Annotated in this window: 18 protein-coding genes and 1 pseudogene; 2 read left to right on the plus strand and 17 right to left on the minus strand. The window is 36.1% G+C overall.

Annotated features, from left to right (window positions below):
- Positions 1-103 precede the first annotated feature (103 nt).
- The 8 genes and pseudogenes from ACTQZM_RS01395 to ACTQZM_RS01430 all read right to left on the minus strand — a co-directional run bounded on the left by ACTQZM_RS01395 (position 104) and on the right by ACTQZM_RS01430 (position 7,932).
- The gene (locus tag ACTQZM_RS01395; RefSeq protein WP_441652661.1) at positions 104-1,399 is read right to left on the minus strand and encodes an ABC transporter transmembrane domain-containing protein; all 1,296 of its coding nucleotides are present in this window, start codon (positions 1,397-1,399) and stop codon (positions 104-106) included.
- A 17-nt stretch (positions 1,400-1,416) separates the two neighbouring features.
- Positions 1,417-1,848, minus strand: coding sequence for a hypothetical protein (locus ACTQZM_RS01400; protein WP_441652662.1), 432 nt, complete (start codon positions 1,846-1,848; stop codon positions 1,417-1,419).
- Positions 1,845-2,618, minus strand: coding sequence for a hypothetical protein (locus ACTQZM_RS01405; RefSeq protein ID WP_441652663.1), 774 nt, complete (start codon positions 2,616-2,618; stop codon positions 1,845-1,847). The genes ACTQZM_RS01400 and ACTQZM_RS01405 overlap by 4 nt, the downstream gene beginning before the upstream one ends.
- A 150-nt stretch (positions 2,619-2,768) precedes the next feature.
- Positions 2,769-3,989 (minus strand): IS1096 element passenger TnpR family protein, encoded by a 1,221-nt coding sequence (locus ACTQZM_RS01410; RefSeq protein WP_441652664.1) that lies wholly within the window; start codon positions 3,987-3,989, stop codon positions 2,769-2,771.
- Positions 3,990-4,019: 30 nt separating this feature from the next.
- A pseudogene (locus ACTQZM_RS01415) lies at positions 4,020-4,831 on the minus strand (tRNA 2-thiocytidine biosynthesis TtcA family protein).
- A gap of 17 nt (positions 4,832-4,848) precedes the next feature.
- Positions 4,849-5,232, minus strand: a complete 384-nt coding sequence (locus ACTQZM_RS01420; RefSeq protein WP_441652665.1) for a hypothetical protein — start codon at positions 5,230-5,232, stop codon at positions 4,849-4,851.
- A 209-nt stretch (positions 5,233-5,441) separates the two neighbouring features.
- Complete coding sequence (locus tag ACTQZM_RS01425; RefSeq protein WP_441652666.1) at positions 5,442-7,049, minus strand: ABC transporter permease; 1,608 nt, start codon at positions 7,047-7,049, stop codon at positions 5,442-5,444.
- Between the two features lie 13 nt (positions 7,050-7,062).
- Entirely contained in the window at positions 7,063-7,932 is an 870-nt protein-coding gene (locus ACTQZM_RS01430; protein ID WP_441652667.1) for an ATP-binding cassette domain-containing protein, read from the minus strand.
- 187 nt (positions 7,933-8,119) lie between these two features.
- On the opposite strand from ACTQZM_RS01430, the gene ACTQZM_RS01435 reads away from it, so the two are divergent.
- Both ACTQZM_RS01435 and ACTQZM_RS01440 read left to right on the plus strand, forming a co-directional pair.
- Positions 8,120-8,725, plus strand: coding sequence for a TetR/AcrR family transcriptional regulator (locus ACTQZM_RS01435; protein WP_248624707.1), 606 nt, complete (start codon positions 8,120-8,122; stop codon positions 8,723-8,725).
- Between the two features lie 402 nt (positions 8,726-9,127).
- Entirely contained in the window at positions 9,128-9,715 is a 588-nt protein-coding gene (locus ACTQZM_RS01440) for a TetR/AcrR family transcriptional regulator (RefSeq protein WP_171301960.1), read from the plus strand.
- A gap of 122 nt (positions 9,716-9,837) precedes the next feature.
- Here ACTQZM_RS01440 and ACTQZM_RS01445 read toward each other — a convergent pair whose 3' ends face one another.
- The 9 genes from ACTQZM_RS01445 to ACTQZM_RS01485 form a co-directional block, all read right to left on the minus strand.
- A complete protein-coding gene (locus ACTQZM_RS01445) occupies positions 9,838-10,473 on the minus strand; it encodes a YczE/YyaS/YitT family protein (RefSeq protein ID WP_441652668.1) in 636 nt (211 codons plus the stop codon).
- A gap of 102 nt (positions 10,474-10,575) precedes the next feature.
- Positions 10,576-11,589 (minus strand): adenosine deaminase, encoded by a 1,014-nt coding sequence (gene add / locus ACTQZM_RS01450; RefSeq protein ID WP_441652669.1) that lies wholly within the window; start codon positions 11,587-11,589, stop codon positions 10,576-10,578.
- A 117-nt stretch (positions 11,590-11,706) separates the two neighbouring features.
- On the minus strand, positions 11,707-12,402 hold the full coding sequence (locus tag ACTQZM_RS01455; protein WP_248624701.1) for a Crp/Fnr family transcriptional regulator: 696 nt from the start codon (positions 12,400-12,402) through the stop codon (positions 11,707-11,709).
- A gap of 13 nt (positions 12,403-12,415) precedes the next feature.
- A complete protein-coding gene (locus ACTQZM_RS01460; RefSeq protein WP_441652670.1) occupies positions 12,416-13,873 on the minus strand; it encodes a PH domain-containing protein in 1,458 nt (485 codons plus the stop codon).
- Positions 13,866-14,354 carry a PH domain-containing protein gene (locus ACTQZM_RS01465; RefSeq protein ID WP_441652671.1) on the minus strand — a complete coding sequence of 163 codons (489 nt, stop codon included), beginning with the start codon at positions 14,352-14,354 and terminating at the stop codon, positions 13,866-13,868. The genes ACTQZM_RS01460 and ACTQZM_RS01465 overlap by 8 nt, the downstream gene beginning before the upstream one ends.
- Before the next feature lie 174 nt (positions 14,355-14,528).
- On the minus strand, positions 14,529-15,233 hold the full coding sequence (gene nagB, locus ACTQZM_RS01470) for a glucosamine-6-phosphate deaminase (protein WP_087663453.1): 705 nt from the start codon (positions 15,231-15,233) through the stop codon (positions 14,529-14,531).
- A gap of 352 nt (positions 15,234-15,585) precedes the next feature.
- Positions 15,586-16,725 carry a mannitol-1-phosphate 5-dehydrogenase gene (locus ACTQZM_RS01475; protein ID WP_287853989.1) on the minus strand — a complete coding sequence of 380 codons (1,140 nt, stop codon included), beginning with the start codon at positions 16,723-16,725 and terminating at the stop codon, positions 15,586-15,588.
- Between the two features lies 1 nt (position 16,726).
- A complete protein-coding gene (locus ACTQZM_RS01480) occupies positions 16,727-17,164 on the minus strand; it encodes a PTS sugar transporter subunit IIA (RefSeq protein WP_248624691.1) in 438 nt (145 codons plus the stop codon).
- Positions 17,165-17,182: 18 nt separating this feature from the next.
- Positions 17,183-19,249, minus strand: a complete 2,067-nt coding sequence (locus ACTQZM_RS01485) for a BglG family transcription antiterminator (RefSeq protein ID WP_441652672.1) — start codon at positions 19,247-19,249, stop codon at positions 17,183-17,185.
- Positions 19,250-19,270 lie beyond the last annotated feature (21 nt).

The following is a 19,270-nucleotide window of genomic DNA, read 5'->3' on the forward strand; positions in this document are numbered from 1 at the left end:
GCTAGGGTGGAAAAGTCCAGTTCAATACAGAATTCACCTTATGAGTGCATAAAAAAACGTAGTAGACAAAACTACTACGCTAATAAAGTCTAACTTTTGGGGGTCACATCACCAGTAGCTCTTTTTTTAGCGGATAACTGCCAAACAAGGTTAAATTATTAGCCACTGTATCTTCAAACACTACGGATTCCTGCCCGACATATTCAACAAAATCATCTATTTCGCTTTCCCTAACCTTGCCTTGATTCCAGATAATCGCAGCAGATGACTCTCGTTGATAAATGTATTGCAACAATGTGGATTTACCACTAGCATTTGGACCAACTAATGCAATCTTTTCTCCTGCCAGTAGTTTTACATATAAATGTTGGAATAACTGCTTACCTTCTGGCGTTTGTAAATTTAAATCACAAATTTCTAGGCTTTCAAATGGATATTTTGCCTGTTTTCTAATGGTCATTTCTTCTGCTTGCAACCAATTTTCCATTTCCTGACGTGCTTTTTTGGAAGCGTGTAAGGCATTCACATCAGTTAGAATATATCGAATGGGATAGACAAAGTTGGTAACATAAGAAAAAGTGGCCACCGCTGCACCTACAGATAATTCTTTACGATATAAAAGTACTGCCACCATCACAAAGGCCAAAAAATTGACAATAAACATTGCCAAACCACTCATTACATTTGCAAATGTTTTAAAACGTCCGTAATCATATAAACTACTTTGGTTGCTTTCTGCATAATAATCATGACGCTTAGTTAAATTCAAAAAAGTAAACGGTGTAAATAGCGACTTGCCTTTTAAAAATGTACTTAATTGTTTGACATATTGTTCATAAGCTTCTAATTGATTTTTTCGTAAAGTTGCTAATTTTTCTGCCGTATATTTCGGTAATACTGAAGCGAATAATGAAGCCAATAGAACTACTACTGCAATTTTCCAATCAACAAAAAGAATTAAAGCACCTGTGTAGAAAATAATTTCTATCATAGCTCGCAACATGTCGATGAATGGACTTAAGTATTCTTCGTCCAGCACTTCAATATTATTAGTAAAAATAGCAAGATAGCCTGATTGACTATGACTTTGATAGTTTCGATTGGACTGCGATAGAATTTTACGAAAAAGCCTAGTTTGCATGATTCGCCGAAATTCTGCAGATATTTTCCATTCTAAAGATTGATACTTATCTTGAAAAAAAGAATTTGACAAAATAAGACTGAAATAACCAACACACAAAAAGATAACTAATTTTAACGTGAGATGGCTCACATGATTAAATAAAATCATATTCATGTAAGGTAAACATACATTAGTTAACGTCCATAATGTTGAAAATATGAACTGCAAGCCTATAAGTTTACGTAAATCATTAATAACTTGTTTCACACTAAACATTCCTATCTAAATTCATTTCAACGCTTTTTTGCCACCTGATTTCGAATCCACAACCAGATACCAACAAAAATGGTAGCTACATTGATAACAATACCTAATACCGTGATATTATCATATACGGTAGGAACTAATAAGAAAATAATACCAAAAGCGGTATACAAACTAGAAATCACTGAAAAAACCAAAGCCATTTTCGAATGATCATATGCTTCGTAAACCATCTTTTCAAATATATTACCAGAAATACCAATAACAAAGAAGGCAACGAATAGGCAGACTAATTTAAGTAATGGTTGTGGCAAAATGAAAATCAGTAATAGAGCCAGTCCAGAAATCATATAGTCTACGCTGAAGAAATGATAGGGATTCATTTTAATTTTAGGAGCTACCATGGCGCCAAGTAAATCGGCAGCTCGTCTGGTGGCAATAACAATTCCTAGATAAGTCAACGGAATCTTTCTGCTAACAAGTACAGTGGCGCTAGCGTGAGTAAAAGATCGGTGCCTCCACTTAAGACAGCTTCTGTGCAAATAATGAAGGAAGCTCGTTTTTCACTAAAGAATTCCTGTAAAGATTGTTTGGTACGAATGCGCTGCTCCTCTGGTTCCTCGTCCTCCTCGTTTTCCTTAGCAAAATAGGCATCTTTAATCTTCAAGCGGAACATGAAGTAAATCGCACCAATAAAGAATGGGATACTTAAATCCATCAGCAATAAATACGATAAAAAGGTTAGTAATACCGAAGCGATGAAGTTACTGATAATATCAATCACATTACTTGCGACATATTGAATATCAATCGAAGCGTTAATCAATTCATCATTATTATCTAAAGTAGCTGGAATGACTTTCATCTGAATCGTATTTAACAAACTGGTAGTCAAACTAAAAAGAAAATTCAAGCCATACATCAAGTAAATCGATCCGTGAAAATAAAGGGTTGCAATGATCGATAACATGATAAATAACTGTGCTGTTTGAAAAGTAAGTAACCAAGCTTTATCTTTTTTCAAATAATGCAAGTAAGGTCCGTATAAAAAAGCAAACAAATTCGGCAACATTCCAACTAGCGTAAAAAGGGATAAATTCGCGGCATCTATGTGATAGACGGCTACTAAACCTAAAGATAGCGCTACTAAATAAAAACTATCGGCAATATTTCTAACAGAACGACCTAAAATAAGGTGCTTAAAATTGGCTGTATAATGACTAAATTTCAATTATCTTTCCCTCCTAAAAAAACGAATGATAATTAAAATATACCAAAAAAATGATAAAGTAAATATCGCAATATCATTTTATTCTCATTTTAAATCTGAACACCATAAAAAGAAGGTCCCAAAATATCCATTTCAGGAACTCTCTCTTTTTCAATATTCCGGATATTGTTCAATGTAGCCTTTTTCTTTTAACACTTTGGTTTGACAATAATCTTGTTCAGCTTCAATTTGTTCCATCTTTTGAACTTTAAAGATAAATTGCCAATTATCACCAAAATCATAAACGGCTTCAAACACTTCATTTTCTTCCAATACCAAGGAATCCAAGGTCGTTTCAGAACCCAATTCAGAAAACACATCCATATATTCCTCGCTTCTTTCATAAGATAAACCATCCACTTCAAAGCGATAAAGGTGTGTAAAATCAAATTTCATCGAATCTAAAAAGGTCACTAACAAATCTTCTAATGATTGATTGCCTGCCATCTGAATGATTCGATATACTTGCCGATCAAAACCTTTAGGATAGATTTTAAAGATATAGTTATACATGCCATAGTCTTCATTCGATAAATCATCTATCATCGCCATAAGTATATCATCCACATCGTCATCACTCATTGCATCCAAAGCTTGACTTAGTTCCTCTTCATCCATAGCATCTATAATCTCTAGGATATTCTCTTTATCACTAAATGCTAAATAGCTCTCTATATTTTCGGCTAAGGCTTCACTAATCTCTGGTTCCAAACGAGCAAGAGCTAAATCCATCATACGGAGGGCTTGTTGCGACAAAATTCCAGCATCCATTTTTTGAATTAAGCGTTGCGTCACTATGGGCAATTCAGCAAAATCAGGAATCGCGCTTGAAATTTGTTGTTCACGTACAGCTTGATAGATTTTCGTCAAATAATTGATATAAAGCGCTAATTCTATATCACTTGCTACAAGATTGAAAAAGGTAGCATAATCACCAACTTCTGCAAATTCCAGGGATTCACGAAAGTCCGTTTCATTCAATATCAATTCATAAAGCCTTTCATCATCTTCTTTTAATAAAAAACGGAACTGAAGCAGGTCTTCCATCGCTTCTTGTAATTCATCGGCATTTTCATAATACGGAAAAGTCTCTACAAAGTCATCCTCTTGTACTTCCGGTGTATCTTTCAAATAATCGAGTAATTGGGCAACTTTATTCGCTCTTTGTGGGATTGTTTCTTCTCCTGTCAGGTTGAAATCAAAAAAGTCCAGCCCAGACGAAAGTGTTTCAAGATCTATCAGCTGATTTTCGTAACGATTAAAACTATAATTTAGAAAATATTCCCCTGAAATTTGTGCCTTATCTTCTAAGGTTAATTTTGAAATATCCATCTCTTTTCCTCCAATATTCATGTTTTTTTATTAGTGGCACTGGCAGTGGGGGTCGCTTTCACTCTCAGTAACGTTTACATTTTTATTTGGAGCATCCACTAGCTTTGGTGTCCAGAAATTTTCATAAGTCCCGTTTCCATCCCTTTTAAGAATTTTTGACGTACTTCTGGATAAGTCTCACTTAAACGACTGACCAATTGCTTCATCTCTTCACGTTTAGTCTTTTTATCAGCAGGACAGGGGTTAAAAATCACCGGTAGCCCTTCACGTTGCACAAAATGCTTAATGGCAGTTTCTTCTACATATAACATTGGACGGATAATCGAAACCTCGCTGCGTGTGAGATAAGTTATCGGTTCAAAACTACGAAATTCACCGTGGAATAACCAATTCATCATAAAAGTTTCAATCGCATCATCTAAGTGGTGACCAAGTGCAACCTTGCTACAGCCGCGCTCTTTAGCCGTTTGATAAAGAATTCCGCGGCGCAAATTCGCACATAAAGAGCATGGATTCTTCTCTTGTCTGATATCAAATACAATCTTGGCAATATCAGTCGGTACAATATCTAATTCGTACCCTAAAGAGGCACAAAATTCCTTAAGCGGGGTTAAATCCATATCCATCCCCATATCTAAAACCATTGGATGAATGTCAAAATCAAAGCCTAGACGCTGCTGTTTTTTAATCGTATCTAGCAAATAAAGTAGTGTCGTACTATCTTTTCCTCCAGATAAGCCAATCGCAACTTTTTCTCCTGGTTCAATCATTTTGTAATTTAATATTGCTTTTCGAATTGGATTATAATAACGTTGATTGTCTTTTTTATGTGTTGTTCCCATATTGATTCCTTTCCAACTTATTCATTCTTTGATGCCAATCGATATCTAGTCATTTTGCGTGTTCCTTCAACCACTAGCAAGGACTGCGCTACCATTTGTCGTAAAAATCGCTTTGTAGTAGAATCGGCCAAACCTAATAGTTCTCTTGCTTCTCTATTCGTAATTTCTCCATGTACATTGATATAGTCGATAATTTTGGCGATTCTTTCTTGTTCTATCGTTAATCTATCATTTTTCGAATAAGCCTGATGATTCTTTATCGGCTTTTTATCTCCATCTTCTAGCATATCATAGGCGTCATGAACAGTACTCATCTTATTACGGTAAAAGCATACGACAAAACCTGTTTTCTTCTTTTGAAACTCATAACGAGCACCTGACATCTTATAGTTTTGCACCAATAGATCGAATCGCTTCTTTGATTTCTGAAGTCGACTTTTTAAATTCCAATGTTTCGGTTGCCATTCCTAAATTCATACCCTCCTTATCTATCATTTTGAAACCATTATAGCATAATCTAAAATCAGATTGTGGCCTTTTTCTCAATGAACATCAAGCTAATTTGGCACAAAAAACCACCTTAGCATTTACACTAAGATGGCATTCTTTTCTATGCTTTGATTTCTTTATTTGTAAATAGCCACCAGCCGACTAACATTGCCACTATGCCGGCAACACTTAATCCAATAAATGGTGCAAGCTCAAATTTATCCATCGGCATCTTGGCTAATAGATCAAATAGTGACGTATGTACCACCCATTTTGGCAAATCTAATAAGACTGCAAAATACGTCACGCAAAAACTATAACCTAATAGCCCATAGACGAGCCAACCAAAAACGGCAGGCAAACTTAAACTCAATAACATCAAACCAACAAATAGACACACTAAAGGCCATTGATTCATCGCCGCTTTTAAGCAGATCCATACAAAATCATAATTCTCTTCCTTCATCGAACTTACCGCAGCTATCCCTAGACTCGCCCCATTCAGTGCAATAGCCAGTAGACCAAACACCAACGATAAAAATAAAGTAGATAAGTAGATTTTGCCGCGACTTACTCGATGCACCACGAGATAGCCTAAGCGCGATTTGGCTTCTTCCGTATGCACTTTACGCACCACGACTAAAGGCATCACTAGTCCAATGGCCGTCATAACAACCATAACTAAAGAAGTGAAAGAATCAATTAAACTAGAAGCATCATTGGCAAACATTTGGCTGATTAATTCATTGCTGTTCACAAACGTGTCAATATCCCCATAAATCGAACCATATATTAAAGCGATCATCATCTCCGCTATTAACCAAGCAATGATTGTTCCTTTATTCAGATAAAAGATAAATCCTAAAGGTGTCGTTAAATAGCCTTTTGCTTGTGTTTTTCCTTTGCGCGCCGCTAACAGACTGGCTCCTAAATCACGCTGACTCTCTAATCTCATACCTAAGAAAAATAGAACCATTGTGAGCACGAGTAACGCCAAAGTATAATTCAAATGATTACTAAGGAAAGGTTGACCTAAATATGTCCAAGCAAGCGGATTGATTTTAGAAAAGTCAAGATTGCTAACATCGGTACTAGCTCTCAATAAATAAAGTAAACCGACAAGACTAAAGAAAATACCGCGTGCCTGTGAACTGGTCGGAAAGATTTGGGCACAGACATAAGCGAGGCTAGCACCCAATAAGCTTGCCAAACCGATAGAACTAGCAAAATACACACTGCCAGCAACATCTACTGTTTGAACCTGATAAGAGACTAAAATTCCACTAATCAGTACGACCATTAAAATCGTATGCATCAAGACCAGTAAAATAGCCGCCATACTATAAGCCCTGGCACCAATTCCCAGCGATTTAAGAATTTCTAGCTGACCATTTTCTTCTGTCTTTCTTGTCTGCTCAATCATAAAGCTACCAGCAATCATCATCGTGACAACAGCGATAAAAAGCGTCATTTCATGGCCATACATCACACCAACCGTATAATTATTCGCTACATCAACCGGTAATGGTCCAACAATTGCTGCCATGGCGGGATTTTGCATCGTGACAAATAAGCCGACTTTCCCTTGGTCTTCTGCAATTTTTTCAAAAGCAGGGACATACCCACTAGCAAAAGCCGTTAATCCAAGCAACCAAAGTGAAAGCCACAACCATTTTTGGCGCAATTGAAAACGTAATAAGGCAAAGGTTTGGGTAAAATGATTATCCATTGCACTCCCCTCCTTACTTTTCCACTTGATAATGACGCATGAATAATTCTTCTAGTGTTGGTGGTAAGATTTCTAACTTTTGCACCTGATAGCGACTCAATTCTTTCAGCAAATCATCTAAGGCCTGATGATCAATCGAAAAGGTCGCATGATTTTGAGCAGTTTGCGTCCAATCATGAATGAAGCTTAAATTTGCTAACGCTGCGATATTTTCTTTTAAGGCTAAATGGACCGTACTGCGTGTTAAATGGCGTAATTGCTCTAATGTACCACTTTCCACGACACGTCCCTCTTGAATGATGACCACCCGATCTGCCAGACGTTCTACTTCACTCAAGATGTGCGAGGATAGCAAGACGGCCTTTTGTTCCGCTTTAAGACGTGCGACTTCATCTTGAAAGACGCTCTCCATTAAAGGATCTAAGCCACTCGTTGGTTCATCTAAAATGTAAAGCTCACAATCTACCGCCAAAGCTGCAATTAAGCCAACTTTTTGCCGATTTCCTTTTGAATAACTCTTGACCTTTTTGGATAAATCTAGCTGAAATTTTCGGACAAGTTCCTCTTTTTTAGCTTGATTTCCTTTACCGTGTAATTTCATCAATAAGTCAATCGTCTGCCCGCCTGTCAAGTTCTCCCATAAAGCTAAATCTCCTGGAACATAAGCGATGACTTCATGAATGGCTAAAGAATCTTGCCAGGCATCCTTACCAAATAACGTGACTGTACCACCAGATTTTTTCAATAAGCCTAACATAACCCGAATCGTCGTGGATTTACCTGCGCCATTTGGTCCGATAAAACCAACTACCTCTCCTGGATAAATTTCAAAACTGACTTCTTTTAATGCGGCCGTTTTCCCAAAATTTTTGGATAATTGCATAATTTTTACAATAGGTTCTATTTTCTTACACCTTCTTTTTTTGAACTAAAAAGATAATTTCAGTTCAATAATAAATATCTAGCATTGACTTGTCAATATGATTTGAACTTATTTCGTTAATACAGTTCACAAATTTTCGCTTTTTAGCTATAATTGAATAGAGAAAATGAAGGAAAGGATTATCGCAATGAATGGATTTGAAAGGCGTAGTGCCAAAAAAAGAGAACAAATTTTACAAACAGCTTTAGTAATTATGAATCATCCAAATGGCATTAATAATCTAACCGTTCAAAAAATTGTGGAAGCCACTGCCATTTCTAAAGCCACCATTTTTAAGTATTTTGAAACCAAGGAAAACCTCATCCAAGAAACTTTTTTCTACTATTTAAATCAAATGAAGCAAAAAAGTGAAGTCATCCTCGCTAAAAACAAAAGCTTCAATGAAACTTTTATGGCATTAACCCAACTAAAAGTCGATACGATTGCTCAAACCGAACAACAATTTTACCTAGATTTAATGCGCTATTATACCCAAACAAGCGACCAAAAACTGGCTCAAAAAATGAATGATTATACGCAAGAATCTTTTGGAGTAATGAAGAAATTATTGCAACAAGGACGCAAAGAAGGTGCGATTGACGAAAAATACAGTGATGAATTTTTGCTTTTGTATACACAAGCAATGGTTAATGGCTTTTCTCATCCAGAAATTTACCAAGCAGCTTTGCCATTCACTGAGGATTGGAGTGAGGTATTGTTAAAAGGTATCGCGCCTACTCCAAAGACTGAATAAAATAAATGGATGCTATATTAAAAAACATTAAAAAATATCAATAATTTTCAAATTATACGCAGTGAAATGTGTACTTTCAATATTTAGATTTCATTCTATTATTATGGACTGAAATAAGATAATTATTTTTTCGTGTCAAAAAAATAATTATCTTATTCTTTCACTTTTATTATTTAAGGTGAATTTTTATAAAATATTATATTATCAAACATCCATCCCCCAAAAATTTAGGTAGTTATTTGTAACCAATTCCAAAATAATCAACTTGTTCATTTTTAGGGTATAGAAATACTATAATTCAATTTTTTTATTCATTTAAATAACCAATTTATTTATGTTTTCGCTTTACAAATTATTATGTTTTGAGTTAAAATGAAGAAAAGAGCATAAGGGGTGAATGTTATGCGTCGTAAAGTTTATACAAAAGATCAGATATTGAAAGCGGCACATGAAGTTGTTTTAGAGAGTGGTTTTGAAAAGTTTACTGCCCGTAACGTAGCCAAGAAGATGGGCATTTCTACGCAGCCAATCTATCTTGAGTTTAAGAACATGGAAGACTTAAAACGTACACTGTTACAAAAAATTGAAACAGATTTAACCCGTAAATTTATGAGTCAACCAATTACAGGTGATTTGATTGTAGATGCTCCTGTTCACTATGTTGAGTTCGCCTTGAAAAAACCTAAATTATTCAAAGCCTTATTTGTTGATCCAAAAGGCGGCGGACCTATCATGTATGAATATTCCGTAGAGTTCTATAAGGAATTATCTAAGCAAAGTCGTCGTTTCGGCAAATTACCTAAAGAAGACTTCGAATTATTGCATTTGGAAGCTTGGATCGTGGTTAACGGCTTAATTACTATGTTATTAGCAGGTATCATCACATTAACACGCGAAGAATTAATCGAATTAGTTCAACAATTAATTGAAGATATTTCTGAAGGTAAGAAATTCAAATTTGATGTTACTGAATACATCAACAAAGCGTAATATTTAGTTGTACATAAATCTAGCTCACATGGATGGGCTAGATTTTTTTATGTCAAAATACGCAAAAAGTCTTGATAGCTATCGATGCAGATAACCATCAAGACTTCTTTTTGACTTATCTATTATTTAACTTGAGAAATCAAACTATCTTGGGCTTTTTGTTCTAATCTCTCAAAAAAGACTAACACTCGCTCCATAATTAGACCGGTGGTAATCACACAAATAATGGTGCCGATACCAAAACTTTGGCTACCTAATAGTAAACCGATAACCACCATCAAAGCATCTAAACTAATCCGTACATAACGTAAAGGAAATTTCGTCGCTTTCACAACCATCATTGTTAAACACTCGACAGCCGCTGAGCCTAGATTACCAGCAACATAAATTCCTACACCTAATCCATAAACGACAATTCCTAAAATCATCGTTAAATACGTATGACTTGTTAAAAATTCATTGGCCGTTAAAATGGGCGTCAAAGCATTTACGGTTAAGCCTACGCCAAAAGCATTCGCAAAACTACCTAGGCCAACTTGTTGACGGTCAAAAAATACAGCAAAAGCTAAAATAATTAAATTAAAAGTTAATGTTAAGTAGCCAAATTTCCAGGGAATAAAATTCATTACACCAAATAGGGCAACACTTAAGGTATCCACCCCTAGCTGGCTCGTAATCATCAACGTAATTCCTAAAGCAACAAGTAACGTCCCAACAATAATCTTTACTAACTGGGAAACTTGAATATTTTTCAACATCAGATTATTCTCCTTTCCAACATCTTTCAATTATAGTATATTCAACTCGAATTGTATAGAAAAGGTCAATTGTCCTGATTTGAAAAGGATTACATTTGGTATTTAATTATTTTCGTGCATCAATTCCTGATATTTCTGCTCTAATTCACAGCGGATTCGCTCTTTTGTCGCTGGATGAGCAAAACTCGCCTGAATCGCATCTATATTTGTTTTTTGCATCATAGACAAATCAAAACCAAAATATTGATTTAATAAAGCATACTCATTCATTAAACTTGTATTCGAAACGGTGCGATTATCAGTGTTGACGCAAAATTTCACTTTTTTCTCCACAAATAGCGGATAAGGATAATTTTCGAGGGTATCGACTGCATTAGTCTGCAGATTACTCGTTGGACAAATTTCTAATAAAGTGCCTTTTTGGACACACAAATCTAAAGCTTTTAAGTCATCTTTAATCGCTACACCATGGCCAATTCGAGTCGCACCAAGATGAATCGCTTCAACCACGTGATGGGCACACCCACATTCACCAGCATGTAAGGTAATTTGCAATTGCTTATTCTTAGCCAAAGCGACAACTTCTCCACGCTCGCCTAAATCATCTCGCTCATCACCTGCATAATCAAAGCCAACCACACGCGCTTGTTGCATCGAACAGACCTTTTCTACAAGATCAAGATTGCGTTCATTACTATGATGACGCATGGCTGAAATAATCAAATTCACTTCCACCTCATAATCTTGCATGCCTTGCTCAATCCCCAGACATACAGCATCGAGAATTTGAGACACACTTAAGCCTTGATGGGTATGTAAAAGTGGTGCAAAACGTATTTCTAGATAACGAACATTCTCTCTACTCACTTGCTCAACTAAATCGTAGGCGGCCATTGTCAAGTTTTCTTCGCTTTGTAGTAATGGCAATACCGCATCAAAACTATCTAAATAGGCCTGTAAGTTTTGACATTTTTTAGGCGCATGAACCTTAGCTAAATTTTCCAGAGGATAGCCATCTTTTTTCGCCATTTTCTCTAAACAAGCCATCGAAATCGAACCATCTAAATGACAATGTAACTCTACTTTGGGAACACGTTGTAATAATGCTTTTTCCATCCAAATCACCCTTTCAAAAAGTGTATATTGTTAGAGATTATAGCAAAAATATTCGGTTTTAAAAGTTAGATTAGTAAATTCTAATTAAAAAAGATGAGCCCGAAAACTCATCTTTTCTCAATCAATTTCAATTTTAGTTAAGAGCTGCATATATTGCTGGTTGGACAAATAAATTTTCTTCTTATCAACCGTGATTTCTGCGCCTTGCTTTAAAGTTTGGATACTTCGGCCGACTGTACGCTCACTCAAACCTAACTGCTTCGCGATTTCCTGATAAGATACCGGAATCAATAGCCGCTCTTTGCTACGGTGATGCTTTTCATAGAAGCTAGCCAAAAAGAAGCGCACCCGATCAATCGCTTTGGAATAATAAAAGAGTCCATCATTGCCAGAACGTGCATAAAAATCTTGAGCCAACCATGCTAAACACTTACGTAAAAGGGGCAAATCATTTTGTAAACTTCGGTACACTGTACTAGATGGCAAACGTAATACTTGCAATTCTGTTTTTGCCACCACTGTCGCAATATGATGCTTTTTATGGGCCAATACTTCCAACAAACCCACGACACCATTTTCGGCATTTAATTGGAAATAACTGTATTCTTGCCCATTGACATACTCTCTTAGTCCCACTGCTTCTCCTGATAAGACAAAATAAATATATTCTGGAAAACTACCACGTAAGCACACGGTTGATTTCGGTGCAAAAGTCAAAATCGTCCCTTGTTGCTTTAAACTCTCCGGTAGCACGCCCACATTAAAGGACATTTCCATACGATACTGCTGCCATAATTTTTCTAATTCATCCATTTGATCACCTATGCTAAGCGTTTTTTCGATAAAAATGTATCATCTGTTCAATATCAGCAAGTGGTAAATAATTCAATTCCGTGTGAAAATCATCATCGCCTGCTTTCACATTCAACTTACAATGGCCTAATTGTTTAGGATACAGCCAACGAGAAGTCCGTATTTCTAGACTCTGAATATTTTTTCGTGGCAAAATCGTTTGGACACGCTCCAACAAACGAACATCGCGAAAAACAATAAAGTGCTCATTCATCCCGTATGCTTGGGATTTACTTTGATAATAGGCATACCCTAATGAAAGTGCGGCTAACAAGACAATCGCTAAAGCTAACTGCCAAATCGCAAAATGAAAGACGAAATACGCCCCAATTGGAATTGCGATAATTAAAAATTTAAAACGACTAAAATACCATAACCGCAATTGCTGCATTTCTTTTAAGGACACCTGAAAATCAAAATCGGGTAAAAACTGTGTCAAATACGTATCGGCTTCACTAATCTTTGTTACAGGAATTAGTATCGGATGAGACGTTAAGGATTCTTTTTCCCCTTCTTGTTTTTCTTGACCACCAGCAATCAGTAAATCCAAACTGACCAAGCCGAAAAATAGGCGGAAAATATTTTGTTTGATACGCACACCTTGAATTTTGCTCATTGGAATCACTTGCGACTTTTGTTCAATCAAACCATATTCAATTCGCAAAGCCCCAGTACTTTCCTGAAAAATTTGGAAATTGGCATATTTCAGCACTGTTTTTAAAACCATAAAAATAGTAGTTAACAAGTAAGCAACACAAAATAGCGCCACAGCAACTACAATAACTAGCTGACTAAATTGCCCCCAAAGTTTATCTTGCACACTATCCGGTATCACTTGCAAAACCCCAAACATTAAGACAACCGGTGCTAACAAGGACAACTCGGTCAAAGCAAATGTCAATAAATCCTTAGAAGACAAGGCAAAGTCTGCTTGACGCGTTTTTTCTTTAGGTTTCATCAGCGTTTCATTACGACGTCTTGCTTGTAATTCATCATATAAGGCATACGGTACCATCGGCAAATCAACCTCTGCTTCTTTTCCGGAGTGTGCAGCGGTCTCAACCATCAGACGAACCAATCCAAACGGTACCATATAAAACCATTGATTTTTCTTGATTGTTTGCATTCGTTCATAAGGGACAATGATTTCTTGCTTGACGAAAATACCTTTGCGAAAAATCAAGGCATCCTCGGTCAATTCGTAAGTTTGCGTCAAATAACAAGCCACATGATACCCCACCACTAAAAGAAAAATCCCCAACGAAGCTAAAAGGATATACAACCAAAAATGAGGTTTAGATAAGTAATCACGATCTTTACCAAAAAAACTACTTAAGGCAAACAGGATAAAAATTTGCCAAATCAATTTGACTAAAGAACGAAGAGGCGCAAAAAGTAAATACAGTTTCGAATAATGATTTTTCTTAGACATCTTCTTTCGCCTGCCTTACCATTTCAATAATTTGCGCGCGAAGTTGTTGGGCCTCCTTAACATCCAAACCTAAAATTCTATGCTTCGTCGCTGCAGTATGAATCACCAATTCCATCAAATTTTCATGGCGCAAGAAGGGACCTTGCTCCGTTTCAATATGTTGGATACGATTTAAAGGTACATAAGTCGTCGAACGGAAAATAAACCCTTCCTGAAAGGCCAAATCTTCACTAGCTAATTCATAGCGATGAAAAGTATAGCGATAAGGAATCAAGGCCAAATCTACTATTGCTTTCACGATAACCACTGATAAATAAACCAACAAACCATAAAATAACCATTGATTATGCCAAATAAAATGATAAATTAAAAACGCAACGCCACCGAGCAAAAGAGTGATGACTGTTTCTACTAACCAGGTCCATCGCCACACTTTTTTGATTCTTTCCGGCATTTTATGCTCTAATAACGGATAATTCATTTTTTTCATCTCCTTTTTAATAAATAGAAAACGTTTCATCTTATTTTAACATTTTCACTTATAAAAAAACAAGGGTAAGACAAAGTAAATCCGTATTATTCATTCAATAATGAGATTAAATCAAAAAAGCCGAAAAATGGGAAGAACTCCACTTTTTCGGCTTCAATCATTTTTTTAATTTAATTTACTTGCAGCTGCTTGGTCCACAATCACCGTTACATTTGGATGATTTTGTAAGACACTTGCTGGCACATCGGGTGTTACTGGTCCTTCTACCATTTTTTGGATTGCATCTGCTTTTTTCTCACCAAAGGCTAAAAGAACAATTTGCTTACTTTGCATAATCGATTTAATCCCCATAGATAGCGCTTGCGTTGGTACTTCTTCACGGCTTGCAAAATAGCGCTGGTTGGCTGAAATTGTTGATGGCGTTAAGTCTACCACATGAGTTGTCACATCAAAACTCGTGCCTGGTTCATTAAAGCCGATATGGCCATTTTCACCAATTCCTAAAACTTGAAAATCGATTGGATGAGTCGCAATCACTTCATCATAGCGCACACATTCAGCCTCTAAATCTTTAGCCAATCCATTTGGTACGAAGGTTTCTTTAAAAGGTTTGTGATTAAATAAGTGATCATTCATATAGTAACGATAACTTTGCTCATTTTCGCCACCTAAGCCCACATATTCATCTAAATTGACTGAAACGCAATCCGAAAAGTCTAAATCACTTTTGACCATTTCTTGATACAAGGTTTCTGGTGTACCCCCTGTTGCTAGACCAAAAGTTTTCTTTCCTTGTGCCAGACAATCTTTTAATAATTCAAAGGCTTTTTGACCACCTTCATTTGCATTGGTTACTTTTACTACTTTCATCTTTCTCACTCTTTCCTCTTCTTATTGGTACATACCAATTTTAACACCAAGCCTCGTATTTGTCTAGACCAATTGTACAAAAAATCTTTTTATTTGCGTTTTTCTACAATATATGTTGAATTTAATTTAACATCATATTTGAAAGTTAGGTATTTTACATGAAGATTTCCACTAGAAAAATATCACTGGACAAATCGTGACTCATCAAATCCGTTCCATCGACTATCAACATCGAAATTTACAAGTAGTTGAAACCTGTGACATTCTCACCTGGACAGATGTCTTAAGTATTATTCAAAACTTCATTTGACAAAAAACCGCCTGAAAATCTTTCAAGCGGTGCGTTACATTTTTATTTACTTGCTGCTGCGACAATTTCAGCAATGAGTGTTTCATCTGTCAATTGTGTCACTTTACGAACCACAGCTTCCAGCGATTCGTTTTGCAACATCTTTTGCAACTCTACACTCTGTTCATCCTTTTCATCACGATAATTAAAGATTAAGCCCACAACTGTTAGTAACTGTTGATAACTTAAATTGCGATCATGTAATTCACGTATTGGACGAATAAAGCGTTCATCATAGCCTAATTTACGAATTGGTGTACGTGCCACACGCGTGATTGCATCGGAAATATATGGATTTTTAAAGCGTGCCACAATTTTTTGGGCATAGGCTTGATGGACTTGTGGATCAAACTGCCATTTTGCTATTAATAAGCTACCCGTTTCTTTTAGTACATTTTCTAGAGTCGTCAATACTTTTTCATCGGCAATCGCTTCATCAATGGTTTGATATCCTAAAGACGCACCGGTATACGCCACACTTGCATGCCCAGTATTCACAGAAAATAGTTTACGTTCGATATATGGCTCTAAATCATCCACATATTCCACATCACTTAACACAAGCTCAGGATTTTTCATCTGTGTTTTATCTACAACCCATTCACTGAAAGGTTCAACACTGACAAATAAAGGATCTTCATGGTGTTGAATCGGTACAATGCGGTCCACTGCTGCATTCGGAAAGCCAACATATTGATTCACATAATCTAAATCTTCTTGCGTTAAATAAGCTTTGACTTTTTCAAATAGGAACTGACTCCCACCAATCATATTTTCACAGGCAATCACATCTAGTTTTTCAGTCACTTGATTGGCTTTACGTTTTTGGATGCCTTTAGCGATTAGTTCTGCAATAAACGGTAAAATGTTTGGACCAATAGCAGTCGTTACAATTTGTGAGGTTGCTACGGATTCGACAACAGCTTCAGGATTTTTTTGATTGTTAATTCCTGTTACGTTTGCCACTTGGATTTGTTGTTTGCTTTCTTCAGCGAGTTCGATCGTATAGCCTTTTCTAGACATTAAAGCATCGATAATCGTCTCATTGATATCAACAAACTCAATACTAAAGCCATTTTTTGCTAAAATTTCACCAATAAATCCTCGTCCAATATTTCCTGCTCCAAAATGTGTTGCTTTCATTTTATTCAGCCTCCTCTAATAAGCGAATGATTTCTTCTTTTGATTTTGCATCAGCTAATTTCACGACATTTTCTACTTCTGAACAGAAAATCGCGATTTTTTGCAATAAATCTAAATGTTCATTTTCAATTCCAGCAATTCCGAATAAAACCATCGCCAAATCTTCTGAACCATCTTCGCCAAACTGCACACCTTGAGGCACTTGAATCACACAAATTCCTGTTTTCTTCACATATTTTTTGGCTTCATCTGTGCCATGAGGAATCGCAATAAAGTTTCCCATGTAAGTGGAGACTAGCTTATTTCTTTCTATCATTGCTTCGATATAATCTTCATCTACACATCCATTATCTACTAATAAACGGCCACAAGCTCTAATGGCCTCCTCTTTTGTAGCATAGCTCTGATTTAATAACACCATATTTTCTGTTAAATGCATCTTTTCTTCCTCCAACTCTTAATCTTTTTGTATTTCTTTTACAAATAACGAACTCATTAATTGATAGATTTCTTCTTTTGAACCATGCATATAAGTTTGCGTATTCAAGTCACTTTCAATAATGGAACTACTAATCTGTCCGAGAAGCGCCCGTTGATTTTCTGACATGGGCTCGGGAGCTAACATCAGTAAAATTCGTTTCAATAATATCCCTTTGCGATCCATACTAGGAATGCTGAAAGTATGGTCAAGCTCATATATCGCAAAGTACGGCTCCAATATTTCTTCATCCGCACAATGAAATAGCGCCATATTCGTCTGTGGGATACCAATCGGCGCAATCAAATAACGATCAATCACACGTTGGGTCACAGCTTGACTATCATGAACAATCGTGCCGCTCAATTCTTGAATAATTTGTGCTAATGTCGCTTCAATTGTTGGTTGTGCCTTGACTTGTTTCAAATCAAAATTGCCAAGTAAATCATTAGCCAATTTCATCGATTCATAGATTTCTTGAAACGAGACATGCTGACTAGATATGGTTGGCTGAGGTACTTTTTCGCTACCTTTTTCTTGCTTAGTCTCCATTTTGTATAGTTGACTTTTAATTTCACTAATCTCATCTTCTAACAACAATGGAGAAATGACTTTATACGGAATCGGGAAACCAGGCAAGAAAATAGTTGCTAGAATCAAATCGAATTCCTTGTAATTCAAGCGACTCATTTCAGAAATCTTACCAATTTTTACCGTTTGAAACTCTGGCAAATATTTTCGAATGCGACTCTCCAATATCCTTGCTGTGCCAATCCCACTAGAACAAATCACCAATACCGACAAATCCCGACTAACCGGATGACGTTCTAAGGAAGTAGCAAAATGAATAACAATGTAACCTACTTCATCCTCTGAAAAGCGATATTGACTAAAGATTCCCTGCAAACTTGTACGAACCGCCTTGGTAACCCAGTCATATTTTTTTGTTACTTTTTCTAAAAGGGGATTTTCTGGACTTTGAATCGCATGAGAACTTCTTTTCAAGGCAGCACTCATATGGGCCATTAAATCTTTGAAAAGCTGTTCATCTTTCCGAAAATCATATTGACTCAGTTGAGAAACCTTCCGAATAAATTCTTTAATTTTATATGAAAGCTCCACATCATAAGTATCGATAAATATATTTTGTGGTTGTTTATAATTAATACCTTCTAATTGATAAGCAAACAGCCTTACTTCTTGATTTGGAATAGATTGATTTAAAAAAGTAGCGACTTTCACCATTAATTGATTCGCTAACTGAATGGTATCTGTCCGCGCTTCTTGTTCTTGCGTTTTTGCTAAAACATGATTGGAACGCATTCGGTCAATAGATAAAGTCAGTAAAATCAAAATACGTTGTAGCTGATTATCAGTAATATTGCTCAAAATATTATTGGGTAATTGATAAATGCTTGTTTTAGCCAAAAATAAACTGTCCGTACTTAATAAATCTAAGAAGAAATTTCCACTTTTTTGATGGCTATTTTCGGCAGTCAACTTATCCAAATAATGGAAGAAATCATATTCACTGACACCATTAAAGATCAGGTTGCCTAAAATTTGGCGTTTGGCTTTTTCGTCGCCTTCAATTTTGATACCACGTGCTTTTAACCGAATCAGTTGCAAACGATATTCCACTAAACTGGTTTCAATCGTTTGTAAATCAGAAACAATCGTCGCAACGCTTACTTGAAAATCAATTGCTAAACTCTCAATTGTCACTTCTTCCTCTTGAAATAGCAGAGAACAAACAATGGCTCCTTGTCGTTTAACATTATTCGTAAAGATATCTTCTTGTACTTCATTGAACTGTTGTTTTAACTTGTCTAAACTCGTACTTTCACCCAAAATACGATATCCCGCCCCACGAGGCTTGATGATTTGAATATCCAAAGCTTGTAAAGTTTTTTCGATACTGGCAATTTCACGATATAAAGTACGGCGACTAATTTGCAGTTGTGTCATTAATTCTTCTTGTGTAATTCCGTTTGGGTACTCAAGCATCAAAGACAAGATTTTCTTTTCACGATTTGAAAAATACATGCTCTCCCTCCTTTCTTCTTA

Origin of the sequence: Enterococcus cecorum, from assembly GCF_052119425.1 — a bacterium.
GTDB lineage: Bacteria > Bacillota > Bacilli > Lactobacillales > Enterococcaceae > Enterococcus_E > Enterococcus_E cecorum_C.

Excerpts from the sequence above, each read along its gene's own strand:
- ACTQZM_RS01395 (WP_441652661.1), bottom strand. The coding sequence starts at position 1,399 with ATGTTTAGTGTGAAACAAGTTATTAATGATTTACGTAAACTTATAGGC.
- ACTQZM_RS01410 (WP_441652664.1), bottom strand. The coding sequence starts at position 3,989 with ATGGATATTTCAAAATTAACCTTAGAAGATAAGGCACAAATTTCAGGG.
- ACTQZM_RS01425 (WP_441652666.1), bottom strand. The coding sequence starts at position 7,049 with ATGGATAATCATTTTACCCAAACCTTTGCCTTATTACGTTTTCAATTG.
- ACTQZM_RS01430 (WP_441652667.1), bottom strand. The coding sequence starts at position 7,932 with ATGCAATTATCCAAAAATTTTGGGAAAACGGCCGCATTAAAAGAAGTC.
- ACTQZM_RS01435 (WP_248624707.1), top strand. The coding sequence starts at position 8,120 with ATGAATGGATTTGAAAGGCGTAGTGCCAAAAAAAGAGAACAAATTTTA.
- ACTQZM_RS01440 (WP_171301960.1), top strand. The coding sequence starts at position 9,128 with ATGCGTCGTAAAGTTTATACAAAAGATCAGATATTGAAAGCGGCACAT.
- ACTQZM_RS01445 (WP_441652668.1), bottom strand. The coding sequence starts at position 10,473 with ATGTTGAAAAATATTCAAGTTTCCCAGTTAGTAAAGATTATTGTTGGG.
- add (WP_441652669.1), bottom strand. The coding sequence starts at position 11,589 with ATGGAAAAAGCATTATTACAACGTGTTCCCAAAGTAGAGTTACATTGT.
- ACTQZM_RS01455 (WP_248624701.1), bottom strand. The coding sequence starts at position 12,402 with ATGGATGAATTAGAAAAATTATGGCAGCAGTATCGTATGGAAATGTCC.
- ACTQZM_RS01460 (WP_441652670.1), bottom strand. The coding sequence starts at position 13,873 with ATGTCTAAGAAAAATCATTATTCGAAACTGTATTTACTTTTTGCGCCT.
- ACTQZM_RS01465 (WP_441652671.1), bottom strand. The coding sequence starts at position 14,354 with ATGAATTATCCGTTATTAGAGCATAAAATGCCGGAAAGAATCAAAAAA.
- nagB (WP_087663453.1), bottom strand. The coding sequence starts at position 15,233 with ATGAAAGTAGTAAAAGTAACCAATGCAAATGAAGGTGGTCAAAAAGCC.
- ACTQZM_RS01475 (WP_287853989.1), bottom strand. The coding sequence starts at position 16,725 with ATGAAAGCAACACATTTTGGAGCAGGAAATATTGGACGAGGATTTATT.
- ACTQZM_RS01480 (WP_248624691.1), bottom strand. The coding sequence starts at position 17,164 with ATGCATTTAACAGAAAATATGGTGTTATTAAATCAGAGCTATGCTACA.
- ACTQZM_RS01485 (WP_441652672.1), bottom strand. The coding sequence starts at position 19,249 with ATGTATTTTTCAAATCGTGAAAAGAAAATCTTGTCTTTGATGCTTGAG.